Annotated in this window: 22 protein-coding genes; 14 read left to right on the forward strand and 8 right to left on the reverse strand. The window is 60.1% G+C overall.

The window, feature by feature from the left end:
- Nucleotides 1-93 precede the first annotated feature (93 nt).
- From ADK28_RS26485 to ADK28_RS26525, 9 genes are read left to right on the forward strand one after another with little or no spacing between them, the layout of a single operon-like run.
- Complete coding sequence (locus ADK28_RS26485) at nt 94-2,244, forward strand: tape measure protein (protein WP_048797115.1); 2,151 nt, start codon at nt 94-96, stop codon at nt 2,242-2,244.
- Between the two features lie 11 nt (nt 2,245-2,255).
- Nucleotides 2,256-3,689, forward strand: a complete 1,434-nt coding sequence (locus tag ADK28_RS26490; RefSeq protein ID WP_048797116.1) for a DNA circularization protein — start codon at nt 2,256-2,258, stop codon at nt 3,687-3,689.
- Nucleotides 3,673-4,806: a phage baseplate assembly protein gene (locus ADK28_RS26495; protein WP_048797117.1), complete on the forward strand. Its 1,134-nt coding sequence runs from the start codon at nt 3,673-3,675 to the stop codon at nt 4,804-4,806. Before ADK28_RS26490 ends, ADK28_RS26495 begins: the two co-directional genes overlap by 17 nt.
- Complete coding sequence (locus ADK28_RS26500; RefSeq protein ID WP_239686283.1) at nt 4,793-5,428, forward strand: phage baseplate assembly protein V; 636 nt, start codon at nt 4,793-4,795, stop codon at nt 5,426-5,428. The genes ADK28_RS26495 and ADK28_RS26500 overlap by 14 nt, the downstream gene beginning before the upstream one ends.
- Entirely contained in the window at nt 5,421-5,858 is a 438-nt protein-coding gene (locus ADK28_RS26505; RefSeq protein WP_048797118.1) for a phage GP46 family protein, read from the forward strand. The genes ADK28_RS26500 and ADK28_RS26505 overlap by 8 nt, the downstream gene beginning before the upstream one ends.
- Nucleotides 5,859-6,941 (forward strand): baseplate J/gp47 family protein, encoded by a 1,083-nt coding sequence (locus ADK28_RS26510; protein WP_048797119.1) that lies wholly within the window; start codon nt 5,859-5,861, stop codon nt 6,939-6,941.
- Nucleotides 6,932-7,495 (forward strand): YmfQ family protein, encoded by a 564-nt coding sequence (locus tag ADK28_RS26515; protein WP_048797120.1) that lies wholly within the window; start codon nt 6,932-6,934, stop codon nt 7,493-7,495. Before ADK28_RS26510 ends, ADK28_RS26515 begins: the two co-directional genes overlap by 10 nt.
- A 17-nt stretch (nt 7,496-7,512) precedes the next feature.
- Nucleotides 7,513-9,333: a tail fiber protein gene (locus ADK28_RS33465; protein WP_048797121.1), complete on the forward strand. Its 1,821-nt coding sequence runs from the start codon at nt 7,513-7,515 to the stop codon at nt 9,331-9,333.
- Between the two features lies 1 nt (nt 9,334).
- Complete coding sequence (locus ADK28_RS26525; protein ID WP_048797122.1) at nt 9,335-9,559, forward strand: hypothetical protein; 225 nt, start codon at nt 9,335-9,337, stop codon at nt 9,557-9,559.
- Between the two features lie 36 nt (nt 9,560-9,595).
- Here ADK28_RS26525 and ADK28_RS26530 read toward each other — a convergent pair whose 3' ends face one another.
- Nucleotides 9,596-10,717: an acyltransferase family protein gene (locus tag ADK28_RS26530; RefSeq protein ID WP_048797123.1), complete on the reverse strand. Its 1,122-nt coding sequence runs from the start codon at nt 10,715-10,717 to the stop codon at nt 9,596-9,598.
- 180 nt (nt 10,718-10,897) lie between these two features.
- Between ADK28_RS26530 and ADK28_RS30715 the strand changes: the two genes are divergently transcribed.
- The 5 genes from ADK28_RS30715 to dusC all read left to right on the forward strand — a co-directional run bounded on the left by ADK28_RS30715 (nt 10,898) and on the right by dusC (nt 15,657).
- Nucleotides 10,898-11,080 (forward strand): Com family DNA-binding transcriptional regulator, encoded by a 183-nt coding sequence (locus ADK28_RS30715; protein ID WP_075202156.1) that lies wholly within the window; start codon nt 10,898-10,900, stop codon nt 11,078-11,080.
- Nucleotides 11,010-11,759 (forward strand): protein mom, encoded by a 750-nt coding sequence (locus ADK28_RS26535; RefSeq protein WP_152929750.1) that lies wholly within the window; start codon nt 11,010-11,012, stop codon nt 11,757-11,759. Before ADK28_RS30715 ends, ADK28_RS26535 begins: the two co-directional genes overlap by 71 nt.
- Nucleotides 11,760-12,193: 434 nt before the next feature.
- Nucleotides 12,194-13,567 (forward strand): ATP-dependent RNA helicase RhlE, encoded by a 1,374-nt coding sequence (gene rhlE, locus ADK28_RS26540; RefSeq protein WP_048797125.1) that lies wholly within the window; start codon nt 12,194-12,196, stop codon nt 13,565-13,567.
- 113 nt (nt 13,568-13,680) lie between these two features.
- Nucleotides 13,681-14,640 carry a D-2-hydroxyacid dehydrogenase family protein gene (locus ADK28_RS26545; RefSeq protein ID WP_033641036.1) on the forward strand — a complete coding sequence of 320 codons (960 nt, stop codon included), beginning with the start codon at nt 13,681-13,683 and terminating at the stop codon, nt 14,638-14,640.
- A gap of 84 nt (nt 14,641-14,724) precedes the next feature.
- Complete coding sequence (dusC, locus tag ADK28_RS26550; RefSeq protein WP_028127658.1) at nt 14,725-15,657, forward strand: tRNA dihydrouridine(16) synthase DusC; 933 nt, start codon at nt 14,725-14,727, stop codon at nt 15,655-15,657.
- A 41-nt stretch (nt 15,658-15,698) separates the two neighbouring features.
- Here dusC and ADK28_RS26555 read toward each other — a convergent pair whose 3' ends face one another.
- The 7 genes from ADK28_RS26555 to ADK28_RS26585 form a co-directional block, all read right to left on the reverse strand.
- Nucleotides 15,699-15,965 carry a hypothetical protein gene (locus tag ADK28_RS26555; protein ID WP_004939738.1) on the reverse strand — a complete coding sequence of 89 codons (267 nt, stop codon included), beginning with the start codon at nt 15,963-15,965 and terminating at the stop codon, nt 15,699-15,701.
- A 246-nt stretch (nt 15,966-16,211) separates the two neighbouring features.
- On the reverse strand, nt 16,212-17,258 hold the full coding sequence (gene fbpC, locus ADK28_RS26560) for a ferric ABC transporter ATP-binding protein (RefSeq protein WP_033641035.1): 1,047 nt from the start codon (nt 17,256-17,258) through the stop codon (nt 16,212-16,214).
- Nucleotides 17,259-17,269: 11 nt separating this feature from the next.
- Nucleotides 17,270-19,348: an ABC transporter permease gene (locus tag ADK28_RS26565; protein WP_048797126.1), complete on the reverse strand. Its 2,079-nt coding sequence runs from the start codon at nt 19,346-19,348 to the stop codon at nt 17,270-17,272.
- A 67-nt stretch (nt 19,349-19,415) separates the two neighbouring features.
- Nucleotides 19,416-20,447, reverse strand: coding sequence for an ABC transporter substrate-binding protein (locus ADK28_RS26570; protein WP_048797127.1), 1,032 nt, complete (start codon nt 20,445-20,447; stop codon nt 19,416-19,418).
- Nucleotides 20,444-21,772 carry an MFS transporter family glucose-6-phosphate receptor UhpC gene (uhpC, locus tag ADK28_RS26575; RefSeq protein ID WP_227944646.1) on the reverse strand — a complete coding sequence of 443 codons (1,329 nt, stop codon included), beginning with the start codon at nt 21,770-21,772 and terminating at the stop codon, nt 20,444-20,446. Before uhpC ends, ADK28_RS26570 begins: the two co-directional genes overlap by 4 nt.
- 60 nt (nt 21,773-21,832) lie before the next feature.
- Nucleotides 21,833-23,374: an MASE1 domain-containing sensor histidine kinase gene (locus ADK28_RS26580; RefSeq protein WP_048797128.1), complete on the reverse strand. Its 1,542-nt coding sequence runs from the start codon at nt 23,372-23,374 to the stop codon at nt 21,833-21,835.
- A partial coding sequence (locus tag ADK28_RS26585) for a LuxR C-terminal-related transcriptional regulator (protein WP_048797129.1) occupies nt 23,374-23,632 on the reverse strand: 259 nt, incomplete at its 5' end. The genes ADK28_RS26580 and ADK28_RS26585, both read right to left, overlap by 1 nt.

Genomic DNA, 23,632 nt, shown 5'->3' on the forward strand with positions numbered 1-23,632 from the left:
ATCCGGGCCGGAATGGGCCTTAAACCTCCCCGTGTCACAGCTTTACCGGCACTGCAAGCAAGCGGAAAAGATCATTAAGCGGAACGCCTCATAATGCCAAAGAACCTGAAAACCTCGCTGATTGTGGATTTGCTGGGCAATGTCTCGGCCAAGTCGCGTGAATGGTCGCGCGATATGGGCGCGTTTGGCCGCAGCAGCAAAACCGCGCTGGGTGGCGTGAGCGGCGCGGCGCGCGGGGTCGGCAACAGTTTTGTCCGGATGGGGGGGCAATCCCGCCAGGCGCTGTCGTCGTTGCGGGGCGGGCTCCGTCAGGTCTCCGGCGATCTGGACCGGCTGAAACACTCCGCCGGTGAGGCGGTGGGCAAAATATCCGGCCTGTACGGCCTGCTGACCGGCGGCGCGGCGGCCTACGGCTTCAAGCACATGTTTCTCGATCCGGCCGCCAAGATGGAAGGCTACCGGGTACGCATCACCTCGCTGAACCACGGCAACGCGGCGGCCACCGACCAGACAATGAAGTGGGCGCAGAAAAATACCCAGGAAGCCCCCTGGAGCCTGAACCAGATCCTGGAAGAGTACGCCGTGACCCGAGGCTACGGCATGAGCGACGCCCAGTCGCGGGCCTATATCCAGATGCTGGAAGATCAGGCCGGCCGTCACGGCTGGAACCATCAGCAAATCGAAGGTGCGTCATTGCAGCTGCGCGAGATGTTCGCACGCGGCAAGTTACAGGGGCAGGATGCCAACATCCTCTCCACCTACGGCATCAACGCCTATCAGGTGCTGGCCGGCAAGCTAAAGGTGCCGGTGGCACAGCTGCGCAAGTTGGGCGAGAAAGGCAAGCTCGGGCCGGACGCCATCCGCCTGCTGTACCAGACTCTGACCGAACAGGGACAAGGGGCGGCCAAACGGGCGATGAGTACCTGGAGCGGCATGACTTCGCGCATGAAGGCGGACTGGGATCAGTTCGCCCTCAAGGTGATGGATGCCGGGCCGTTCAAGCTGATGGAAAAGCAACTGGGCGGCGTGCTGGACACCATTGCCCAGGCGCAGGCCAGCGGGCAGCTGGACGGTCTGGCCACCGACGTGGGTAACGGCATCTTGTGGGCCTTCACTCAGGCGCAGCAAGGCGTGACGACTTTCCTGGATGCGCTCAAAAAAGTGCAGGACACGCTAAAACAGCTGCGTGATGCCGGGTACGGTAAGGCGATGGACGAATTTGCCGAGGGGGCGAAAACCGCCGCCAAATACCTGCTGTACGTCTACCTGGCACAGAAGGCGATCCAGGTAAGCGCGGCTGTTGGCAAGGGGGCCTTTCGCCTGGCCGCTACCCCGTTCCGCTACGCCTGGGGAGCTGGACGTGCGGTGACCTCGCCATTCCGGCGCAAGACACCAGGCGAGCCAGGCGCGCCGCTTTCGCGTTCGCAGCGGTTCTACAACTTCCTGTCCGGCGTTAACCCGGCGGCTGTACAGCCGGTGTTCGTCACCAACTGGCCGGCGGGCGGCTTTGCCGGTGCCGGCGGCGGTGAGCCATTTATCGACGGCGGCGATGGCGGTCGCGGCGGCAAGCGCCGTAAAAAGCGCGGCCCCGGTCGTGGTCGCACCCCCAAGAGCCGGCTAGGTGGGCTTGTCAGCGCCGGCGAGGAACTGGCCGAGAGCGCCGCCAAACCCGGCCTGTTCGGCCGACTCTGGGGGGCGACCAAGCGGGGGCTGGGGAAAATTCCCGGCGCGGGCATGGCCGCGCGCGTCTTTGGTCAGGGCGGCGCGCTGGGGCGCGGTTTGTCGGCAATGGGCAGCAAATTCGGCTGGCTGGGCAAGGCGGGCGGAATGGCCGGCCGGCTGTTCGGTCGGCTGGGTGGCCCGCTGCTGTCGGCGGTCACCGCAGCCCCGGTATTGCTCGACGGTCAGGCCACGGCACACGACAAGGGCGATGCTATCGGCGCGGTGGCGGGCACCGCGTTGGGCGGCGCATTGGGGTCTCTCGCCGGCCCGCTGGGCACGGCCATAGGCTCCACGCTGGGCAGTTATCTCGGTGGCTCGCTCGGCGGCTGGCTGGGCGACGTTTACCACAAATGGACCACGGACGATGACAAGAAGGCCACCCCGCAGGCGCAAAAATCCACGGCGCAGATTGAGCTGACCGTGCCCGACGGGTTCGGGGTGCGCAGCGTCGATATCAACGATTCCGACCCCTTCGGTCTTGACCTTAACGTGTTTAACGGCAGCAACTATGTTCCCTATTAAGAGGTACACACATGAAACAGCCTGACGGCAAGGGCAGCTTTCGCGGGGTGCCGTTCCTGGTGTTTAAGGAGCAGCACGAGCGTGGCGGTCGTAACGTGGTCAAGCGGGAGTACCCGCTGCGGGAAAGCGGCGGTGCGGACGATGTGGGGCCGCAGCTGCCGGAGTTTACCTTCACTGTGCTGGTGATGGGCAATGATTGCCAGAAGCAGCGTCAGACCCTGCGTGATGCACTGCGTCAACCGGGCGCGGGCGAACTGGTGCACCCGGATTACGGCACGTTGAACGTGTTGATTGCCCAGTTTGAAAGCCGTTATGACGTGGCCGAACAGCGCGCGGTGGAGTTTACCCTGACCGTGGTGCCGCAGGCTGACGATACCGCGCCCGCCGAGAAGAAGGACACGGCGGGCTTGCTGGCTCGCGCGGGCAACGGCGCACTGGGCGGTGTGTTTGACACCCTGAGCCAAAAGTGGGCCGTGGTGCGCGATGCCTTGCATGATGCCGAAGCCATGATGCAGGCCGTGAGCGATCAGATTGATGCCATTGAAGATGCCATCGACGATCTGGGGATCATGCAGGACATCTCCGTGTTTGCCGGCACGCTGGCCGAGCTCAAGGGCAATATTGGCTCCCTTATCACCCAGCCGGGGCGCATGGCGCAGCAGATGGCGGGACTGTTTGCCGGCATGGTGGCCCTGCCACAAACCCCCTCCTTGTCGCTGCTGAAAAAAAATGCACCGTCGCCGACACCGTCTTCCCAGCTGAACAGCGTGGAGGCGCAACAGAACCAGGCGATCGCCGCACAAAGCGCCGGCCTGGTCTATGCCACGATGGAAGACCTGCGCGATACGTTGCAACAGCAGAATGCCCAGCGCGATATGACGGGCCTGACCGCCACCACCCAAAGCAATATCCGGTTGTTGCAGGACACCGTCGCCACTGCGGTGGTTGTCACCCGCACGCAAATGGCCTCGCAACTGCTGACAGCAGCGGTGGCGCGCGTGAGCCTGGCGCAGCGCGCCCAGCCGAGCGTGGCGGGCAGTACCGCACTGAGTGCCGCCAATGCGGCCGCCCCCGATGCGCTGCTGCTCAATGCCGGCGTGCCCCTGATGGAAAGCGCGGACGACGTGACGAGCGTGGCCGACGATTTAGCGGCGGAACTCGACAGCCAGGTGTTTGCGCTGTCCACTGCCGGGTATTTCCCGGCGTCCATGCAGGTGCGCGACCTGCGTCTTGCGCTGGTTGACGATTTAACCACGCGCGGCGTGGCTCTGCCGGGTCTTGCGCGCGTGTCCGTTCGCACCACTGAGCCGGCGCTGGTGACCCTGTATCGCGCCACGGGTAGCAGCCTGGCATGGCAGCGATTTGTGCGCCGTAACGCCATCACTGACCCGCTGTTTGTGCCTGGCGGTGACACCGTGGAGGTGATCGATGACCAGCCAGGTTGAGCTGTATATCAATAACGCCATTTTCAGCGGTTGGGTGTCGGTCAGCGTGCGCCGTTCTCTGGAGCACCTGGCCGGCAGCTTTGAACTGGAGATGATGCTGCCGGGGCAGCCGGTGCCGGATAGCTTGCGCGCCGGGCTGCCGCTGGCGCTGAGCATCGACGGTCAGCGGGTGATCACCGGCTACCTCGACACGGTAAAGCACAAGATCACCGCGACGGCCGTGCAGGTCACGCTGTCCGGACGAGACAAGACCGGCGATCTGGTGGACTGCTCGGCCATCCATAAGGGCGGTCAGTGGCGCGGTCGGACGCTGGCGCAAATCGCCGACGAACTGTGCCAGCCGTTCGGCATTGCCGTGCGCTGGCAGGTTGATGACGATACTGCCGCCAAACCGTTCGCCACCTATACGCTGGAGCTGTCGGAAACCGTCAGTGATGCATTGACCAAGGCGGCGCGCCATCGCGGGGTGCTGGTGACCAGCAATGCGGTGGGTGACCTGGTGTTTACCCAGGCCAGCAGCAGCCGCACCGATACGCTCACCCTGGGCGACAACCTGTTGTCGGCGGACTACACCGACGACTGGCGCAATCGCTACAGCCAGTACCTGATCAAGGGGCATTCGGGCGGGGGCGGTCACAACAGCAATGCCAAGACCGCCGCCCTGCTGGCCGCTCCCAAAGGCGAAGCGGACGATACCGGCGTCACCCGTTACCGGCCAAAGATCATTCTGGCCGATCACAAGATTGATGCCAACTCCGCCCGTCAGCGTGCCATTCGGGAGGAGCGACGCGCTATCGCCCGCTCCGAGCGGTTCAGCGCGACAGTACGCGGCTGGTTTCGGGCTAACGGCCTGCTGTGGGACACCAACCTGCTCACCCGCGTGGTGGCCCCGCGTATCAATGTGAACGCGGAAGATCTGCTGGTGTGTCAGGTGGAGTTCACCCTGAGCAAAAAGGACGGTGCGGTGACCAACCTGGTGCTGGCCCCGCGCGACGGATTTGTTGTCCCGGCCGAGCCTGACAAGAACGGTAACGGCAGTGGTGAAGACGGTGGCGTGGATGGCTTTATCCACGCGCAGATGAAAAAACAGGGGATTACCTTCAATGATCCAAAATGAAGACGTGATGCAGCGCCTGCTGGCACCGGTGATGCGGGGGATCCGCCTGCTGTTCAGTCGCGGTGTGGTGTCCGGCGTCAATGACAGTTACCAGGCGCAGAATATCCAGCTGACCGGCCTGGACAGTGAAGTGTTTGACGATGTGGAGCGCCCGCAGCAGTACGGACAAATCAGCGTGCCGCTGCCAGGGGCAGAGGTGGTGTTTGCCTGTCTGGCGGGGCAGCGTGACCAGGCCACGGCCCTGATTATCGAAGACCGGCGCTATCGTCCGACGGCACTGGTCGCCGGTGATAGTGGGGTTTACCACTTTGAGGGGCACCGCCTGCGCCTGACCAAAGACGGTCGCGCCATTTTGACCTGCAAAACCCTTGAAATTTACGCCGATGACCATGTGCTGATCGACACCCCGAAAGTGATATGTACCGAGGACGTCGAGGTGCAGAAAAACCTCATTGTGAAGGGCGATACGTTGGTCGAGGGCGGCCAGACGGTCAACGGTACCAGCACCTCAAAAGGCACCTTCAGTGCGCCGGAAGCGGTGATCAACGGCGTGCATTACAGCGGCCACACTCACCACGAGAACGGCCCGGGTAACAATACCGGAGGGCCGCAAAATGGCTGATATCGCGATTGTCTGGCAGCACGGCGGCGGCAATCTGGTGCTGAACGGGCCGGATTTGCTGACCGACGACAGCATTGAAACGGCCGTGATCATCTCGCTGTTTACCGATCGGCGCGCTGCGCCGTCCGACGTACTCCCTGATGGCACCGGCGACCAGCGCGGATGGTGGGGAGACAGCTTTCGCACGCGCCCCATCGGCTCCCGGCTGTGGTTGCTCTCGCGCGAGAAAACGCTGGACAGCGTGCTGACGCGCGCCCAGGCCTACGCCGAGGAAGCGCTGGCCTGGATGAAAAGCGCCGGTTTGGTCTCCGCTATCCGTTGTGAGGCCACCCAGCCGACCAGAGGCGCGCTGCTGCTCGCCATTCGTCTGACGCTGCCCGATGGCAGCGTGGTGCCACAGGCTTTTGAAGCGTCATTACAAGGGGTTTAAATGCCGTATCAACCTTCTACCCTGCCGCAACTGATTAGCCAGACTGAGCAGGATATTGCCCAGCAGCTGCCGGGTTCACTGCCGGGGCAGGACGAAACCACATTGCACGCACTGGCTTATGCTCAGGCGGGCTTGTCGGCGCAGGAACATGAACACCTGAGCTGGATCAGTCGGCAAATCATCCCGTCCGATGCCGACGAGGGTGAATTGCTCAAGTGGTGCGCGTTCTATGGTGTTATCCGCAAACCGGCCGCCCGCGCCGCCGGCCCGCTGCAACTGACGCTCTATGATACCGCGACGGTCAACGCACAAACGCAGCTGCAACGCCCGGATGGAGCGGTATTCAGTGTGGTGCAGGCGCAAAGCGGCGCGGCCGGCACACTGACGGTGCAGGTCGAAGCGGTCACGGCGGGACTGGACGGCAATACGCCGGCCGGCACGCAACTGACCTTTATTACGCCGGTGGCCGGCATTCAGCAACAGGCGGTGGTGGCAACAGTCGGTATTACCGGCGGTGCGGACGTGGAATCGGTCTCCGAGCTGCGCGCGCGCCTGGAGTTTCGGGTGCAATACCCGCCGTCCGGCGGCACCCAGTACGACTACGAGCGCTGGGCGCGTGAGGTGGCGGGCGTGACGCGCGCCTGGTGCGTGCCGCTGTGGCAAGGTCCGGGCACCGTGGGGGTGAGCTTTGTGCAGGACAACAACCCGGTGATATTTCCCAGCTCCGGGGATATCGCGCGCGTGGCGTCTTACATCAAGAGCCACCCCGACCCGGCGACCGGCTGGCCCACGGGGCAACCCGAGGGGCCGGTGGTGACCGTGTTCCCCCTCACCGATCGGCCTGTGCCGTTCGCTATCCGTATCGCGCCAAACACGCCGGATAACCAGGCGGCGGTGCAACAGGCGTTGACGACGCTGTTTTATTTTGAGGCGCGCCCCGGTGAGACCCTGCTGCCGTCAGCGTTCTGGCGGGCGATAGCCGGCGTCACCACGCTGGACGACTTTGAGCTGCGTTCACCGCTGCAGGCGGTCAGTGCCGACGCGCAGGAGCTGCTGACCGTGGGGGCCATCACATGGCTGTAACCCTGACGCCGCACCAGCGTGCACTGCTCCAGTTGCTGCCATCGGGGCTGGCCTGGAACAAAGCGCCGGACAGTCTCCTGGCATCGCTGTGCGGTGCCCTGAGTCAGGCGACGGCACGCGTGTCCTGGGATGCCGACCAGCTGCTGGAGGAGCGTTTTCCTGACCGGGCGCGCTGGCTGCTGCCGGACTGGGAGCGCTTTTTGGGGCTGCCCGACTGCGACATGACCGATGCCGGCACCGACGAGCGCCAGACGGCCGCCGCCAACAAGCTGCGCATGAAACCCAGTCTGAACCGGGCGTTCTATATCGCGCTGGCGGCCGCTTATGGCTTCAGGATTGATATCGCGACGGCGGCAGACTCGCAGTGGGTCAGTATCGTGACCGTCTTGGACACCATCAGCTACCGCAACATGACCGTGCTGGACAACATCCTGACACCCCTGCGGGTGTATGACGCCGGCGTGCTGGAGTGCATTTTAAACCGCTACAAGCCGGCGCATCAGGAATTTCGGTATGTCTACAGCGAAACGCTTGCCGGTCATCCGGTACCGTAACAACATGAGGAATCGCCATGTATTTTCTGGATAACAACTCTGGCACGCCGGATATGCCGCCGCTGGCCCCGGTGCAGAGCCACGCTGTTCTGTGGTTCACCGAGGGAGACAAGCAAAAAGGCATCAGCTGGCCGGGGCAGGACTGGTTTAACGGTTTTCAGGCCGAGCACCTGAACGTACTGGCGGAAGCCGGTATCGTGCCGGACAAAACGAAGCTGAACCAGCTGACGCTGGCCATCAAAAAGCTGGTGAGCAGCGGTATCACGACCGATATCAAGGATGCCACCACCACGCAAAAGGGTATCGTGCAACTCAGCAGCGCCACGAACAGCACCAGCGAAACCTTGGCGGCCACGTCCAAGGCGGTAAAGGCGGCTTATGACCGTCCGGGTGTATTCGGCCTTGGGCTTGGTCCTGTCGCCAAAACCGACGCCTATAGCAACATTGCGCAATTTTACCGCGTCAACACCAGCTCCGCGAACGCCCCGCCCATCACGGGAAATATTGCCGCCGGTGTCGTCAGTCTGCCATGTGACGCTGCACCATCAACAGGTTACCTGGCTGTCAGCGGCGTGGGGGACGGTTGGTTGGGGCGCTCAGGCGCAGCCGCCAACGGCGTGACCTGGACGCGGATATTCACTGAAAAAAATCCGCCGACCGCAGTCGCCAGTCAGGCGGCAGACTGGCGCAATAACTTTGCCGCCAGGCTGGGCATCGCCCGTGTGCTTACCGGAGCCAACAAACCGACGTCACCGGGTGTGTGGGCGGTAGAAAACAGCACCTGGACGCCGGTTGCGTGGGGTACGCTGTACGTCACCACCAATAACTCGGATTTGGGTGTGCCGTCTGCGAGCGGGAAATACATTCATTATCTGTTCATCGCGCACGGCGCGACAAACAAGTTTTTTGTCGCCACCGATGTCAACGGCCAATTCGTCGGCTGGGAAGGCTACCTGCCGACGAAAGGCGGTACGCTGGGTGGCATTTTAAAAACCAATTCGGAAATCCAGTCAACCAGCGCCAACCTCTGGCGTGGTATTCAGGGTGATTATGGTTCGATGTGGCGCATGGACGCCAATAACTCGTATTTCCTGCTGACGAACAAGGGCGACCAGAATGGCAACTTCAACAACCTGCGGCCATTTTCCATTAATAATGCCACGGGGGCGGTTTCAATCGGCACCTCGCTTTCTGTTGACAGCCTTAGCTCCATCTATAAAGCCGGCATCAACTCATACAACAGCGGGGGCACGGATTACCGTCAGACAAACGGGTTGACGATGCAGGGACTGGGTGACCAGGTTGCAGAGGTCTACCTGCTGGAGGCGGTTGGCAGCCGAACAGTGCTGGGGCTCCATGTGAGAGGCGGCGGCACCGATGGCTGGTTCGAATGTCGCAACAACGGCTCTTTATATATGGGGGGCAGTTGGCCGGTCATTCAGAACAGCGCCGGCACCACCTGGCACTCTGACGGCAATATACAGGGGGCGGCGTGGGGCAATGATTACCTGAGTAATTACCTCAATAATAATTTTGGTAGAAAATTCACAGCCAGCGCAGGGGAGAATGGTTGGCGACGTGATCCAGACACCGGGATCATTGAACAATGGATGTATTGTGAAGGTAATCAAGGTGGCGCTCCAAAAGGACAATGGTTTAATTTCCCAATGGCATTTCCTGGAGCTTGCCTCAACATTCAATTGACGTGTCTAAACTCAAGCAATGCCCAGTCAACCTATCCTCCCCAGGTGTCTGGTACAAAACCAAGTAATACAGGCGTAAACGTGTGTTTTGGTTCAAATGAATGGCGTTTTTATGTTCGTGCCACGGGAGTATAAAATGAAAGTATATTTTTCACCGTCAACGCTTGGGTTTTATCCCGAGATTTTCAAGCCTATTTATGAGGGTAAAAAATCCTGGCCATCTGATGTTATCGAGCTAACCGATGATGAGTATGAACAGTTCAATCAGTCACCACCGCAGGGAAAGCAAATCGGAGCTGATGTAGATGGTAGACCTTCTTGGGTGGATATGATAGCTACTCTGCCAGAGCAAGATGCGTGAAACACATATCTGGCCCTAATGGGCCAGATATGTTGCTTAACTAAAATTTACTACAGGATTTTTTCTTCTTGCTTTAAATTTTCCCTTGAGCCAGTTGGTGAACTTAACTTCAACGTATTTGTGCGTTATGTGAGATACAGCAATTGACAGTAGCAACGCCAATGTTGCAAATAATAATTTCTCCCATTGATTGTTCGCAATGTGTTCAATGCGGTCGAAAATCGCCCTACCTATGGTCAGATGGAAAAGGTAGAGTGAAAATGAAATCTCTCCTAAATAGACCAGTGGTTTTGGTAGCCACTTAGCAAGCAATGGTTCACCTAGCGCAAGCGAAAGGATTAGCAATCCGATGATGCATGCCGTTTGTGGGTTTAGTGGCGAAAGTAAACCAGTACTCCCCATGCAAGTAACGATGGCAAACAATGTTGTGGCAATAACGGCAGCGGGTTTGATAAGCAGTTTTCTCCGAAAGGCATTTTTTAGCGCAAAGTACATACACGCGCTGACCGCACCGATAAGAAATTCAATAATAACCGGATTGGAAAGTAGACCATAGACGGCAGTGCCAACATGGTACCCGCTCACACTTAGCGTCGGCGTATAACCAAACATAAAAGGAATCAAGCAGGTGGCGAAAAATGCCCATAACATCAAGGCGATGACTCTGTGCTTAACAAGGAGGCATAAGGCAAAAATGATATAAAAATACATTTCATAGTTTAACGTCCAGCGGACGTTATACATACCGCTATCGTCAATGTAATGAGGTGTAATATCTGTTCTGTATACCGTGAACGTTAATGCACTGAAGAAATTTTGTGCCTTATCAGCATAATGAAATGTGCTCATACCGCCGCCGAGAAACAGTGCAGCCAGTAGCCCAAGATAATAAAGCGGGATGATCCGTGTTAATCTATTGAGCAGGAATTTGCATGATGAGGCGTATCCAGTGCTGTAAGCCCACGTGGTATACACCATGATAAAACCGCTAATTACAAAAAATATATCAACCCCTAAGATCCCCCACCCAAAAAGTGAATCCCAGATAGTGTGCATGTCTTGCGGTGAAGTGCGCAGGAAAAAACGATAGTGGAAAAAAACCACGAGCAAGGCGGCGATGCCACGCATGGCTTGAAGTGTGCTTAGTTTTTTGTTCATTTCATCAGATCGCTGCTGTGTATTGATTTATCAGGATACCACATCAAGATGGGGCGTAAAATGTTACACCTTTTTCTCCATTGATCGCCGTAGCGAATTAATTACGGAATATTGATCAATATTACCGATCGATTCATTCTATAGTGCCGCCTCCATCGGCAACGCAGGAGGCAACATCCAATGCATCACGATGTACGCTGTCGGCATTGCAACAGGCTTTTGGCCCGGGCGGATTTCAGCTATCTGCAAGTCAAGTGCCCGCGCTGTAAAACCCTTAACGAGATCGAGCGTCATGAACGCCCCACCAAGGAGAAAACCTGTGGGGAAAACAAAGCACACCTCTCGCATCATCACACCGCCTGAGCCTATTACCGATGAGCAGGACATAGTGGGCTATGGCTCGCCTGAGTTACGCGTCGAAACCATCCCCTGCTGGCTGGCCCGGCTGATTATCGCCAGCAAGCACTACAGCCGCCGGTTCATAAATAACTCCTACCTACATCTGGGGATTTTTTCTGGTCGCGAACTGGTGGGCGTTATGCAGTGGGGCTATGCGCTCAATCCGAACAGCGGCGCACGCGTCGTGCTGGGAACGGCTAACCGGGAGTATATGGAACTCAATCGCCTGTGGCTTCACGACTGCATGCCACGCAATTCAGAATCACGCGCGATAAGCTATGCCCTGAAAACTATCAAATTACTTTACCCACAGGTGCAATGGGTGCAGTCATTTGCTGACGAACGCTGCGGTCGCTTCGGCGTGGTCTACCAGGCAAGTAATTTTGATTATGTTGGTAGCCATTTCACGACGTTCTACGAACTCGACGGCGAGTGGTATCACGAGATAGCCAAAACGGCCATCAATCGCAGCGGTAAACGCGGAGAATACCTTCGCGCCAATCTTAATCGCGCAACGGTACATCGGTTTAAGCAATTTCGTTACATTCGATTTCTCAACAAGCGAGCGAGGAAGCGCCTCAACTCGAAGCTGTTCAAGGTTCAGCCATATCCAAAGCCGGAAGCGTCATTGAAGGGGGATTAAAAGAGGTTTAAAGCGAAAGTGAGTCGACCGCCGGAAACGGCGGTTTGACACTTAAAACGCGAAATATTTGTTTTTCGTGTTTTCGCTGTCACTGTTTCGTATTTTCAGTGGCGCGCTACAGGGACGGAAGCTGGCATGGGTCACGCTCGAAGTTAATCAATCATATGATTAACTTTATGCCAGATTGTCTAAAACGCAACCGCTAACCACAATGAGTTATGTGATCGGCTTCAGACAATGCTGAATTTACGGCAGATTGTGCTCTAGGTGCGTAAAAGTGCTTTTTATTGCGCGACTTCTGTTACAATCGGCGCCTGGTGCACTGCAGTTTGTGCCAATCCCTCGTGGTCATGCTTAATGCCCCGTCTGATCATCCTCCCAGGAAACTGCACCGAACACCGTTAGGTTAGGGGGGATCTGGAGTTTTTCTCTTTATGTCATTTGAAACCCTCGGCTTAAGTGCTGAAATTGTGCGCGCTGTTGAAGAACAGGGCTATCGCGAACCGACGCCAATCCAGCGTCAGGCTATCCCTGTCGTGCTGGAAGGTCGTGACCTGATGGCCAGCGCCCAGACCGGCACCGGTAAAACCGCCGGTTTTACCCTGCCGCTGTTGCAGCTGCTGAGCAAGCATGACCATCCGGTCAAAGGCCGTCGCCCGGTGCGCGCGCTGATCCTGACGCCAACCCGTGAGCTGGCGGCGCAGATCGGCGAAAACGTCGAGGCCTACAGCAAACACCTGCGCCTGCGTTCGCTGGTGGTGTTTGGCGGCGTGAGCATCAACCCGCAGATGATGAAGCTGCGCGGCGGCGTCGATATCCTGGTGGCGACGCCGGGCCGTCTGCTGGATCTGGAACATCAGAACGCGGTTGACCTGTCCAAAATCGAAATTCTGGTGTTGGACGAAGCGGACCGCATGCTGGACATGGGCTTTATCCACGACATCCGCCGCGTGCTGGCCAAGCTGCCGGCCAAGCGCCAGAACCTGCTGTTCTCCGCGACCTTCTCCGACGACATCAAGGCGCTGGCCAACAAGCTGCTGCACAACCCGGCTTCGGTGGAAGTGGCGCGCCGCAACACCGCGTCCGAGCAGATCGAGCAGAGCGTGCACTTCGTCGACAAGAAGCGTAAGCGGGAACTGCTGTCGCAGATGATCGGCGAAGGCGACTGGAAACAGGTGCTGGTGTTTACCCGCACCAAGCACGGCGCCAACCACCTGGCGGAACAGCTGAACAAAGACGGCATCACCGCTGCGGCGATCCACGGCAACAAGAGCCAGGGCGCCCGTACCCGTGCGTTGGCCGATTTCAAAGACGGCCGCATCCGCGTGCTGGTGGCGACCGATATCGCGGCGCGCGGTCTGGATATCGACCAGCTGCCGCACGTGGTGAACTATGAGCTGCCTAACGTGCCGGAAGACTATGTGCACCGTATCGGCCGTACCGGCCGCGCGGAACGCACCGGTGAAGCTATTTCGCTGGTGTGCGTGGATGAACACAAGCTGCTGCGCGACATCGAGCGTCTGCTGAAGCGTGAAATTCCGCGCATTGCGCTGCCGGGCTACGAGCCGGATCCGACCATCAAAGCCGAGCCGATCATCAACGGCCGCCAGGGCGGCGGACGCGGTGCGCCGCGCGGCAACGGCGGCGGCCAGCGTTCCGGTAACGGCGGCGGTCAGCGCAGCGGTAACGCGAACGGCGGCCAGCGTGAAAACCGTGGCAACGGCAACGCTCGCCCGCAGGGGGACGGTCAACGCCGTTCCGGCGCGCCGTCTTCGCGCCGCCCGCGCAATCGCAAACCGGCTGAATAAGCCTGATTGCTCAAAGAGTAAGCCGCCGATACGGGCGGCTTTTTTTTGCCTGGCGGAACGCCATTTTCGTACTAGGCTGGACGGTGGCTACCCCTACATTCCAGGAGACGGAGATGAAATTGAAGTGCGCAATTCTCGATGATTACCAGCAGGTGGCGCTCAAGATGGCGGACTGGTCGGCGCTGGCCGATCGGGTGGAGGTGTCCGCCATCAGCGCGCACTTTACCGATGAAGCGGAACTGGCGGTGCATCTGCAGGAGTGCGACATTTTGGTCATCATGCGCGAGCGCACGCCGATGACCGCCTCGCTGCTGGCGCGGCTGCCGAAGCTGAAGCTGCTGATCACCTCCGGTATGCGCAACGCCGCTATCGATTTGGCCGCCGCCGCCGAGCGTGGCGTAGTCGTGTGCGGCACCCGCAGCGGGTCGGCGGCGCCGATGGAGTTGACCTGGGCGCTGCTGCTCGGGCTGGCGAAGCATATCGTACCGGAAAGCGTCGGGCTGCAAAACAACGGTCCGTGGCAACGGGATCTCGGCGTCACCCTGCAGGGCAAGACGCTGGGGCTGCTGGGATTGGGCAAGATCGGCGGCCAAATGGCCAAGGTGGCGCAGGCGTTCGGCATGCGGGTGCTGGCCTGGAGCCAAAACCTGACGGCGGAACGGGCGGCGCAGGAGGGCGCTGAGCTGGCGTCATCCAAACGGGCGCTGTTTGAGCAGAGCGATTTTGTCTCCATTCACCTGGTGCTGAGCGACCGCAGCCGCGGGTTGGTGGGGCGTGATGAATTGGCGGCGATGAAGCCCACCGCTTACCTGATCAACACCTCGCGCGCGGGGATCGTCGATCGGGCGGCGTTGGTGGACATCCTGCAACAGCGGAAGATCGCCGGCGCCGGGCTGGACGTGTTCGAGACGGAGCCGCTGCCGGCCGACGATGTGTTTCGCCAACTGCCCAACGTGCTGGCGACGCCGCATGTGGGTTATGTGGCGGACGACAACTACCGCGCTTACTTCACCGAGGCGGTCGAGGACATTGCGGCGTTCCTCGCCGGCCAACCGATCCGCCGGCTGGGCTGACGGCATTTTTAATGCCCGCAGAGGCTTGTCTGGCGCGGGCATTCACCCGTATCATTGCGGGTCTTTTTTTAGCTGGGATTGGTCATGCGCGTATTATTGGCTCCGATGGAGGGCGTTCTCGACTCTTTGGTGCGTGAGTTGCTCACCGAAGTGAACGACTACGATCTGTGCATCACCGAATTTTTGCGCGTGGTCGATCAGCTGCTGCCGGCCAAGTCGTTCTACCGGCTGTGCCCGGAGCTGCGTCACGCCAGCCGCACGCCATCGGGCACGCTGGTGCGGGTACAGCTGCTGGGGCAGTACCCGCAATGGCTGGCGGAGAACGCCGCGCGTGCGGTGGAGCTGGGCTCTTACGGCGTCGATCTCAACTGCGGCTGCCCGTCCAAGCTGGTGAATGGCAGCGGCGGCGGGGCGACGCTGCTCAAAGATCCGGAACTGATCTACCAGGGCGCCAAAGCGATGCGCGCGGCGGTGCCGGCCCATCTGCCGGTCACGGTGAAGGTGCGTCTGGGCTGGGATTCCTCCAGCCGCAGCTTTGAAATCGCCGATGCGGTGCAGCAGGCCGGCGCCAGCGAGCTGACGGTGCATGGCCGCACCAAAGAGGACGGCTACAAGGCGGATCGCATCAACTGGGCGGCGATCGGCGAGATCCGTCAGCGGCTGAGCATCCCGGTGATCGCCAACGGCGAGATCTGGGATCACCAGAGCGCGCAGGATTGCCTGCAGGCGACCGGCTGCGACGCCGTCATGCTGGGGCGCGGCGCGCTCAACGTGCCGAACCTGAGCCGGGTGGTGAAGTATAACGAGCCGCGCATGCCCTGGCCGCAGGTGGTTGAGCTGCTGCAAAAATATGTCCATCTGGAAAAGCAGGGCGACACCGGTCTGTATCACGTGGCACGCATCAAACAGTGGCTGGGTTATTTGCGTAAAGAATATGACGAAGCCACCGAACTGTTCAGCGAAATACGCGCGCTGACGACGTCTGGGGATATTGCGCGCGTCATCTGCCGCAGCTAAAAATAAACCCGCGCGCGGCGGGTTTATTTAAAATGGTATTATCAGGCGGCTTTGTCGAGACGGTTCAATTCTATCTCGATATCCTGGATGGTTTTTTCCAGTCCTTCCAGACAGGCGCCCTGTTTATTCAACAGGTCGTTAATGGCTTCGGCGAATGCCTTATTTTTGCATTCCCCCTGATCGAAGGCCAGCCAGTGTGCGGAGAGCGTCTCGGTATTCGCCTGCGCATAGTGGCGCATTTCCTTCAGCTGGGAAGCGACGTTGCGTAAATTATCCAGCTGCGCCTGTGCGTTTGCATTGTTGCTCATGAATTTCTCCTTGAGTTGGCCGTTAAATAATTTCGACTGCGGAATCAAGCTTACCCCATTTAAATAAAAATATCACCCTGAGTGGTCTGGGTGGTTATTTTCTAGCGGGTGTGGTTATATTTATTGCTCGGCTGAACAAGGACTTGGGTGGAATTGTAAAAATAGATAAATACGGTGTTTTTGGCGATTATTTTCGGCCATCCCGTTCGGGATGGCCGTTATTCTAACGCTTAAGAGTGATGCTTATTATGCCGCATCCGCCAGCATAAACATGCCGTAGGGATGAATTTCCAGATAATACTGCTCGCCGACGTTCGGCTGCAGGCGGGTGGCGTTAACCTGCAGCAAAATCTGCTGTCCGTGCCATGCCACCGTCACCTCATACTGCGGCCCCATGTAGGCGACATGTTCGATCACGCAGCGCTGGCTTTCATCGCCATGCTCGCTCAGCGTGATCGCCTCCGGGCGCACGCCCACCGTGCCGGCGCCCTGGGCGGCAAAGTGCGCGGGGCGCGGCAGGCGATAGCCGCTGATATCGACATGTTCCGCGCTGAAACTGGCCGGGAACAGGTTGGCGTCCCCCATAAAGCTCGCCATAAAGCGCGAAGCGGGCTGCCGATAGAGATCCTGCGGCGAACCCATCTGCATGATATGCCCTTTGTTCATCACCAGCACGGTGTCTGAGACCGCAAAGGCCTCGCTCTGATCGTGGGTGACGTACAGCGACGTGATATCAAACTGCTTTTGCAGCTCGCGGATCTTTTCGCGCATGCTGCGGCGCAGGTTGGCGTCGAGATTGCTCAACGGCTCGTCGAACAGCAGCACTTTAGGCTTGAGGATCAGCGCGCGCGCCAGCGCCACGCGCTGCTGTTGGCCGCCGGAGATCTGATCGACATAGCGATCGTCGAACCCCGCCAGATCCACCATCGCCAGCGCTTCCTGCACGCGCGCTTTCACTTCGGCGCGCGGGATGCCGAGCATCTTCAGGCCATAGCCGACGTTCTCCCCCAGCGACATGTGCGGGAACAGGGCATAAGACTGGAATACCATGCAGATATCACGCTGCTGGATAGAACGATGGGTGACGTCTTCACCATCAATGAATATCTGCCCGTCGCTCGGTTTCTCCAGCCCGGCGACCAGGCGCAAAATGGTGGTCTTGCCGCAGCCGGAAGGGCCGAGCAGCGTCACCATTTGCCCCCGTGGGATGGTGAGCGTGATGTTATCGATTACCGTGTTGCTGCCGAACCGTTTGGAGACATTACGCAGTTCAACGAAATTTTTCTGGCTCATCATGGGCTCCATTACGCCTGGTTTTTGGCTTTTGAACGGGAGATGCGTGCCTCACCGATCAGCCAGTCAAAGAGGAAAATAATCGCCAGCATCACCACGATCAGAATTGAACCGTAGGCGATCGCCACGCCGTATTCGCCGTCTTCCACGCGGTTGAGGATGTAGGCGGTGGCCACGCGGGTATCGGGGGTGACCAGGAAGACGATGGCGCTGACGGTGGTGATGGCGCGCACGAAGCTGTAGATCAGCGCCGACAGGATCGCCGGGCGCAGCAGCGGCAGCAGAATGTGCGTGATGGTGCGCAGCGAGCCGGCGCGCAGGCTGAGCGAGGCTTCATCCAGCGATTTGTCTATCTGGCCCAGCCCGGCGATCCCGGCGCGAATGCCCACCGGCACGTTGCGCATCACCATCGAGATAATCACGATGGCGGCCGTCCCGGTGAGGTACACCGGCGCGCTGTTGAAGGCGAGAATGTAAGAGACGCCCGCCACGGTGCCCGGCACCGCAAAGCACAGCATGGTGGTGAACTCGATGGTCTTTTTGCCCTTGAACTGCTGGCGCACCACGATCCAGGCGATCAGCAGACCAAACGCGGCGGTGATCGGCGCGGCGATCCCGGCGTACAGCAGCGTGTCGAGCAGCGAAGGCCACGCGCCGTCGCTCATGCCCTGGCCGAACAGCTTGATGAAGTTATCCAGCGTCAGCGTGTAATCCACCCCCCAGTTGACGGTGAAGCTGCCGTAGAAAATGCTGCCGTAGAGCAAGGCGTTAAAGGCTACCCACACCGCCAGCAACGCGATCACGCTCCACACCAGCGTGACCGGCAGCGGCTGCACATCGCCGCGGTAGGATTTGCCGGACACGGTGACGTAGGAACGCTTGCCGATCCACAGGTACTGGATGCAGAACACCAGCAGCGAGAACAGCAGCAGGAAGGCGCCGAGGGTGCTGGCGGCCTGATAGTCGAGCTGCGAGCCGGTGATGTAGAAATAGATTTGCGTCGCCAGCACGTCGAAGTTGCCGCCGAGCACCAGCGGGTTGCTGAAGTCGGCCAGCGATTGCACCACCACGATCAGAAACGCGTTGGCCAGCGCCGGTTTCAGCAGCGGCACGAACACGCCGTTAAAGGTTTGCCAACGGCTGGCGCGCAGGGTGTAGGAGGCCTCTTCCAGCGAAGGATGAATGGTCTTGATCGCGCCGTCGAGGATCATGAACGCCATCGGCGTGAACGCCAGCACCTGCGCCAGCCAGATGCCGGTAAAACCATACAGCCAGTTGGTGTTGGTCAGGCCGAACCAGGTAACCATCCACTCGGTGACGTAGCCGGAGCGCCCCATCATCAGCGTGACGCCCAGGCCGACGACGAACGGCGGCGTGACGATGGGCAGGATGGAGAAGATGCGGCCGATAATGGCGCTGCGTTTGGCGATGCGGGTGGTGTAAATCGCCAGCACCAGGCCGAAGAAGGTGCAGCCGGCGCCCACCGCGATCGACAGGGCGATGGAGTTGAGGATCACCTGAACGATATGCGCCTGCGACAGCACGTTCATAAAGGCCAGCGGCGCGAACGCGCCCGTCTGGTCGGTAAACATCGGAATGAAAATCGCGATGCTCGGCCAGACGATGAAGACGCCGATCAGCGCCACGATGGTGACCAGCGCGCCGATAACGAAACGGTCGCCGCCCAGCCATTCGAGGCGGGTCAGCGCCAGCGTCATGATGGCGCCCAGCGCGGTCAATTGCACCAGGGTGGCGTAGCCTAAGCCGCGTCCCGCCAACGTGGCGCTGACGACGATAAAGGCCATGCACAGCAGCGCCCAGCCGGCGTCGAACGCGTGCCGCCGCCGCCGTTCACCGCCCGCCGCGGCGTAGGGGCGAAGCAGCAGCAGGCTCGGCAACAGGCACCAAAGCCAGCTGATATTGCGGTGTGACCAGCCGTAGGCCACGAGGATTTCATCGCCGGTGGACTCCAGCAGGCCGTAATCCAGGCTCCAGCTCGGCAGCAGGGCGAACGCCAGCCAGCCAAGCAAAACCCAAAGGAATATCGCATCTCGTTTTTTCACGAGATGGAGTGCATGTGTATGTGACATAAGTTTCCCGGATGTTCAGGCCGGGCAAGGCGTGAGGCTTACCCGGCAACAGGCGCAGAATGTGGGCTTATTTACCCATCTTGACTTCGCTGACCCATTTGTTGATCAGCGCCTTGCGGACCTCGGTCGAGCCGTACTTGTCCATGTCGTAGTTGATCAGCTTCAGGTCGTCGAGCTTCAGCGAGTTCGGCGAGGTGTCGGCGGTGGTATTGGTCAGGATCTGATAGGACTTGCCTTTCTTCCACGCCAGCTCCTGCGCCTCTTTCGACAACACCCAATCCACGAACAGCTTGGCGTTGTCGAGGTTGCGCGCGCCTTTGAGGATGCTGACGCCGCCGATTTCGTAGCCGGTGCCTTCACACGGCGAGATCAGCTCAAGCGGCGCGCCCTGTTCCTTTTCGAGCGAGTAGTCATGCAGGAAACCGATGCCGATCGCCGTTTCACCGCGGGCGGCGTTGCGCGCCGGGGCAATGCCGGACTTGGTGTACTGCGAAACGTTGGCGTTCAGCTGCTTGAGGTAATCGAACGCCTGATCGTCTCCCCACAGCTGGGCGAAGGTCGCCAGCGCGGTGTAGGCGGTGCCGGAGCTTTGCGGATCGGCGATTTGAATCTCGCCCTTGTATTCCGGCTTGGTCAGGTCTTTCCAGCACTTGGGCACCGGCAGGTTTTTCTCTTTCAGGCGCTGGGTATTGACGCCAAAGCCGAGAATGCCGACGTAGACCGCCGAGGAGTAGTTGCCTTTCAGCTTGGCCGGATCGCGGAATTGCGTCATCACCTGGTCGAGGTTCGGCGATTTGTACGGCTGCAGCAGCCCCATTTCACCGGCCTGGGATTGCGGATCGAGCGTGCCGCCATACCAGACGTCCGCCTGCGGGTTCTTCTTCTCGGCGTCCACTTTTGCCAGCGTGCTGCCGGAACCGTTGCGGATGAACGAGGTTTTCACGTCATATTTCTCGCCGAAGGCTTTGGTTTCCGCTTCGCACATTTCATTGGTGGCGCTGCAGTAAACCACCAGGCGGCCCTTGGCGTGCGCGGCGCCGCTCAACGTCGCCAGCGCGATGCCGGACGCTATCAGGGTAGTGACCCACGTTTTTTTCATTGTTTTATCCTTCTCTCGGTAGAGGTGGTAACGCTCGCCATCAGCAGCGGCATCAGCAATAAACCCATAAGAACGGCGGCGATCGACAGCAAACTGAACATGCCTGACCAGCCATAGCCTTCGATGACCCGCGACAGCGGCCAGCCCGCCAGCGCCGCCCCCAGATAGGCGAACAGGCCGAGAAAGCCGGTGATGGAGCCCGCGGCGCCTTTGTGCCCGCATTCCACGGCGGCGAGGCCAATCAGCATCTGTGGGCCGAAGACAAAGAAGCCCACCGCAAAGAAACAGCCCGCCAGCAGCGCGTAGTGATGCACCGGTGCCAGCCATAGCGCGGCGACGGACACCATCAGCCCGAGCGTGAACAGCAAAATCATCGGTGCGCGCTGCCCGCCGAACAGCACATCCGAGCCCCAGCCGGCGAACAGCGCGCCGAGCAGGCCGCCTATCTCGAACAGCATCACCGTCGCGTTGGCGCTGAGCAGGTTGACGCCGTGACTTTCCGTCAGCCACAGGTTGCCCCAGTCGTTCAACGCGATGCGGATCAGGTAGACCAGCACGTAAGAGACGCCGAGCAACCAGATCATCGGGTTCTTCAGCATCGTGGTGCGCAGCATCCGCCACAGCCCCATCGGCGGGCTTTGCTGTTCCTGGCGCAGCTCCAGCGGATCGTGGCGCCACTGGCCGACCGACGGCAGGCCTTCTTCCTGCGGCGTGCCTGTCAGCTGCCGCATGAGCCAGATGCCCAGCACCATGCTGACGGCCCCCGGGATCAACATCGCCGCCTGCCAGCCCCAGCGCTGGGCGGCGAAGGCGCTGATCAGCGGCACAATCGCGCCGCCGAGGTTGATCGACATATTCCAGCAGCCCCACCAGAAGCCGCGCTCGTTGCGCGAATACCAGTGGGTCAGCAGCCGCGCGCAGGGCGGCCAGCCCCAGCCCTGAAAGAAGCCGTTCAGCGCCCAGACCGCCAGCAGCAGCGTCAGCGATTCGCCGAAGGCGAACGCCACGTTCAGCACTCCGGTGGCGAACAGGCCGATCCCCATAAACCCGCGCTGCCCATGGCCGTCGTGCCACAACCCGGCGGCGAATTTCGACAGGCCGTAGCTCAGATAAAACAGCGAGCCGAGCAGGCCGATGTCCCCTTTATCCAGCCCCAAATCCGTTTGCAGCGCCGGCAGCACGTAATTCACGCTTTTGCGCGTCAGGTAAAAGGCGGCGTACCCGATGACCATATACAGCAGCAGTCGCGGGCGCAGCGCGCGGTAACGATGATCGATTTCAGATGCCGAGCGTGCTTGCATAGCCGCCTCCCTGGTGCTGACTATAAGAAGGTGAAAGGGAAAGGGGATGAGAGAAAGTCCGGAGTGGCTAAGACTTTTTCCTAGTTAGTCGGCGGTTTGTTGCAAATTTGTGGGCAGGTTAACAATTACTCGGGTGCCGCACTGCGTTTCCAGCGTCAGTTCGCCGCCGAGCGCGCTGACCCGTTCGCGCATCCCCTGAATGCCGAAGCCGGGCACCTTGTCCGCACGGATGCCGATGCCGTTGTCCCGCACCTCGAGGTGCAAAAGCTCACCCTGTTGATGCAAGACGATGGCGACTTCGCTGGCTTCGGCGTGTTTGCACACGTTGTTGAGCAGCTCTTGCAGCAGCCGGTAGAGGGTGAAGCGCACCGTCTCACCGGCGGGCGTGTCGATGAGTCGGTAGTCGAAACGGCAACGGATGCCTCGTTCGCTGAAGGCGAATTCATTCAGCAGGTGGTGAAGCGCGTCTTTGAACGCCAGCTCGTCCAGCGCGGGCGGGCGAAGCTGGCGCAGCAGCTGGCGCGTGGAGTGATGAATGCGCCGGGCGAGATCGGCTATCTGGTTCGCGGCGGCCTGGGTTTGCGCCGGATCGCGCGCCCGCTTGACCAGCTGCGACTGAATTTGAATCGCGGTGATGTTCTGGCCGATTTCATCGTGCAACTCGCGCGCCAGGTTTTTCCGCGTGTCTTCTTCGGTGTGGATCAGTTTTTCGGTCAGCGCCCGCCGCGCCGCCAGCTCTTCTTCCAGCCGTCGGCGATAATGGTGCAGGTTTTGCGCCAGGTGTTGCTGGCGGCTGATGGCGATGCCCAGACCGATGCCGAGCAGCGCCTGCGTCGCCAGAAAGATTTCCAGCTCGACCAGATTGCCGAACCCCACGCCGACCTGCCGGGCGAGGGTGATCATCATGCTGCCGAGCAGGCCGGACAGCACGCCGCCCTGCCAACCGAACTTCCACGCCATCACCACGTTCGGCAGAAACACCACGATCAGCAGCAGGCGTTCGATTTCCGGCGACAGCACCATCTGGGTGCCGATGCCGATAACGAAAAACAGGCTGCACCAGATGATTAAGGAGGCGCGCAGCGGCGGGTTGGTGGTGTCCAGCCCCAGCAGGTGGTAACGGTGCTGCTGGCGCAGAAATTCAAAGATCAGGTAGACGAACGGGGTCAGCAAGACGCCGCCGGTAAACGACGCCAGGCCGAGCAGCATCGCCGGGCTGTGCGCGAAAGGCGCAAGCAGGGCGGTATTGAGCAACGAGGCGGCGGTCACGGCGGCCAGCAGCAGCGTCAGCCGCTGCCAGTAGAGCGGAAAACGGCGCCAGAACCGCTGCGCGAGCGCGGCCGGGAGCAGGGTGATGAACGGCGCGGCCAGCAGGCTGTAGCCGCTCAGCAGGCGTTCGCCGTGCAGCCAGAACAGCAGCAGCACCGGCGGTATCATCAGGGCGGGCCAATAGCGGCGCGCCAGCAGGATCAGCAGCGCGAGATAGACGCCGTGAGGCAGAAACAGCGCCGCCTGATTGCCGTTGTGGGTCAGGTAGAAACCGAGCGTCCACAGCATCAGCCAGCCGCTGCCCCAGGCCAACAGGATAAACAGCGAGATAACCCAGGGCCGGAAGCGGGGTGACATCAATGCCCCGCCAGCAGCTGATGGTCGAGGGCGAAATGCACCAGCTCGATGGTGCTGTTGCACTGCAGCTTGCCCAGGACGTTGGCGCGATGCACGTGCACCGTTTTATGGCTGAGATCGAGCTTGAACGCGATCTCCTTTACGCTGTCGCCTTTGACCAGCAGATCGAAGATCTCGCGCTCGCGCGGGGTCAACGCTTCCAGCGCCGTGGCCGGCTGCTCGCCGCCGCGCAGCGCCCGCAGCGCGTCGGCGCACAGG

Source organism: Serratia sp. 506_PEND, assembly GCF_001076875.1.
Classification (GTDB): Bacteria; Pseudomonadota; Gammaproteobacteria; order Enterobacterales; family Enterobacteriaceae; genus Serratia; species Serratia marcescens.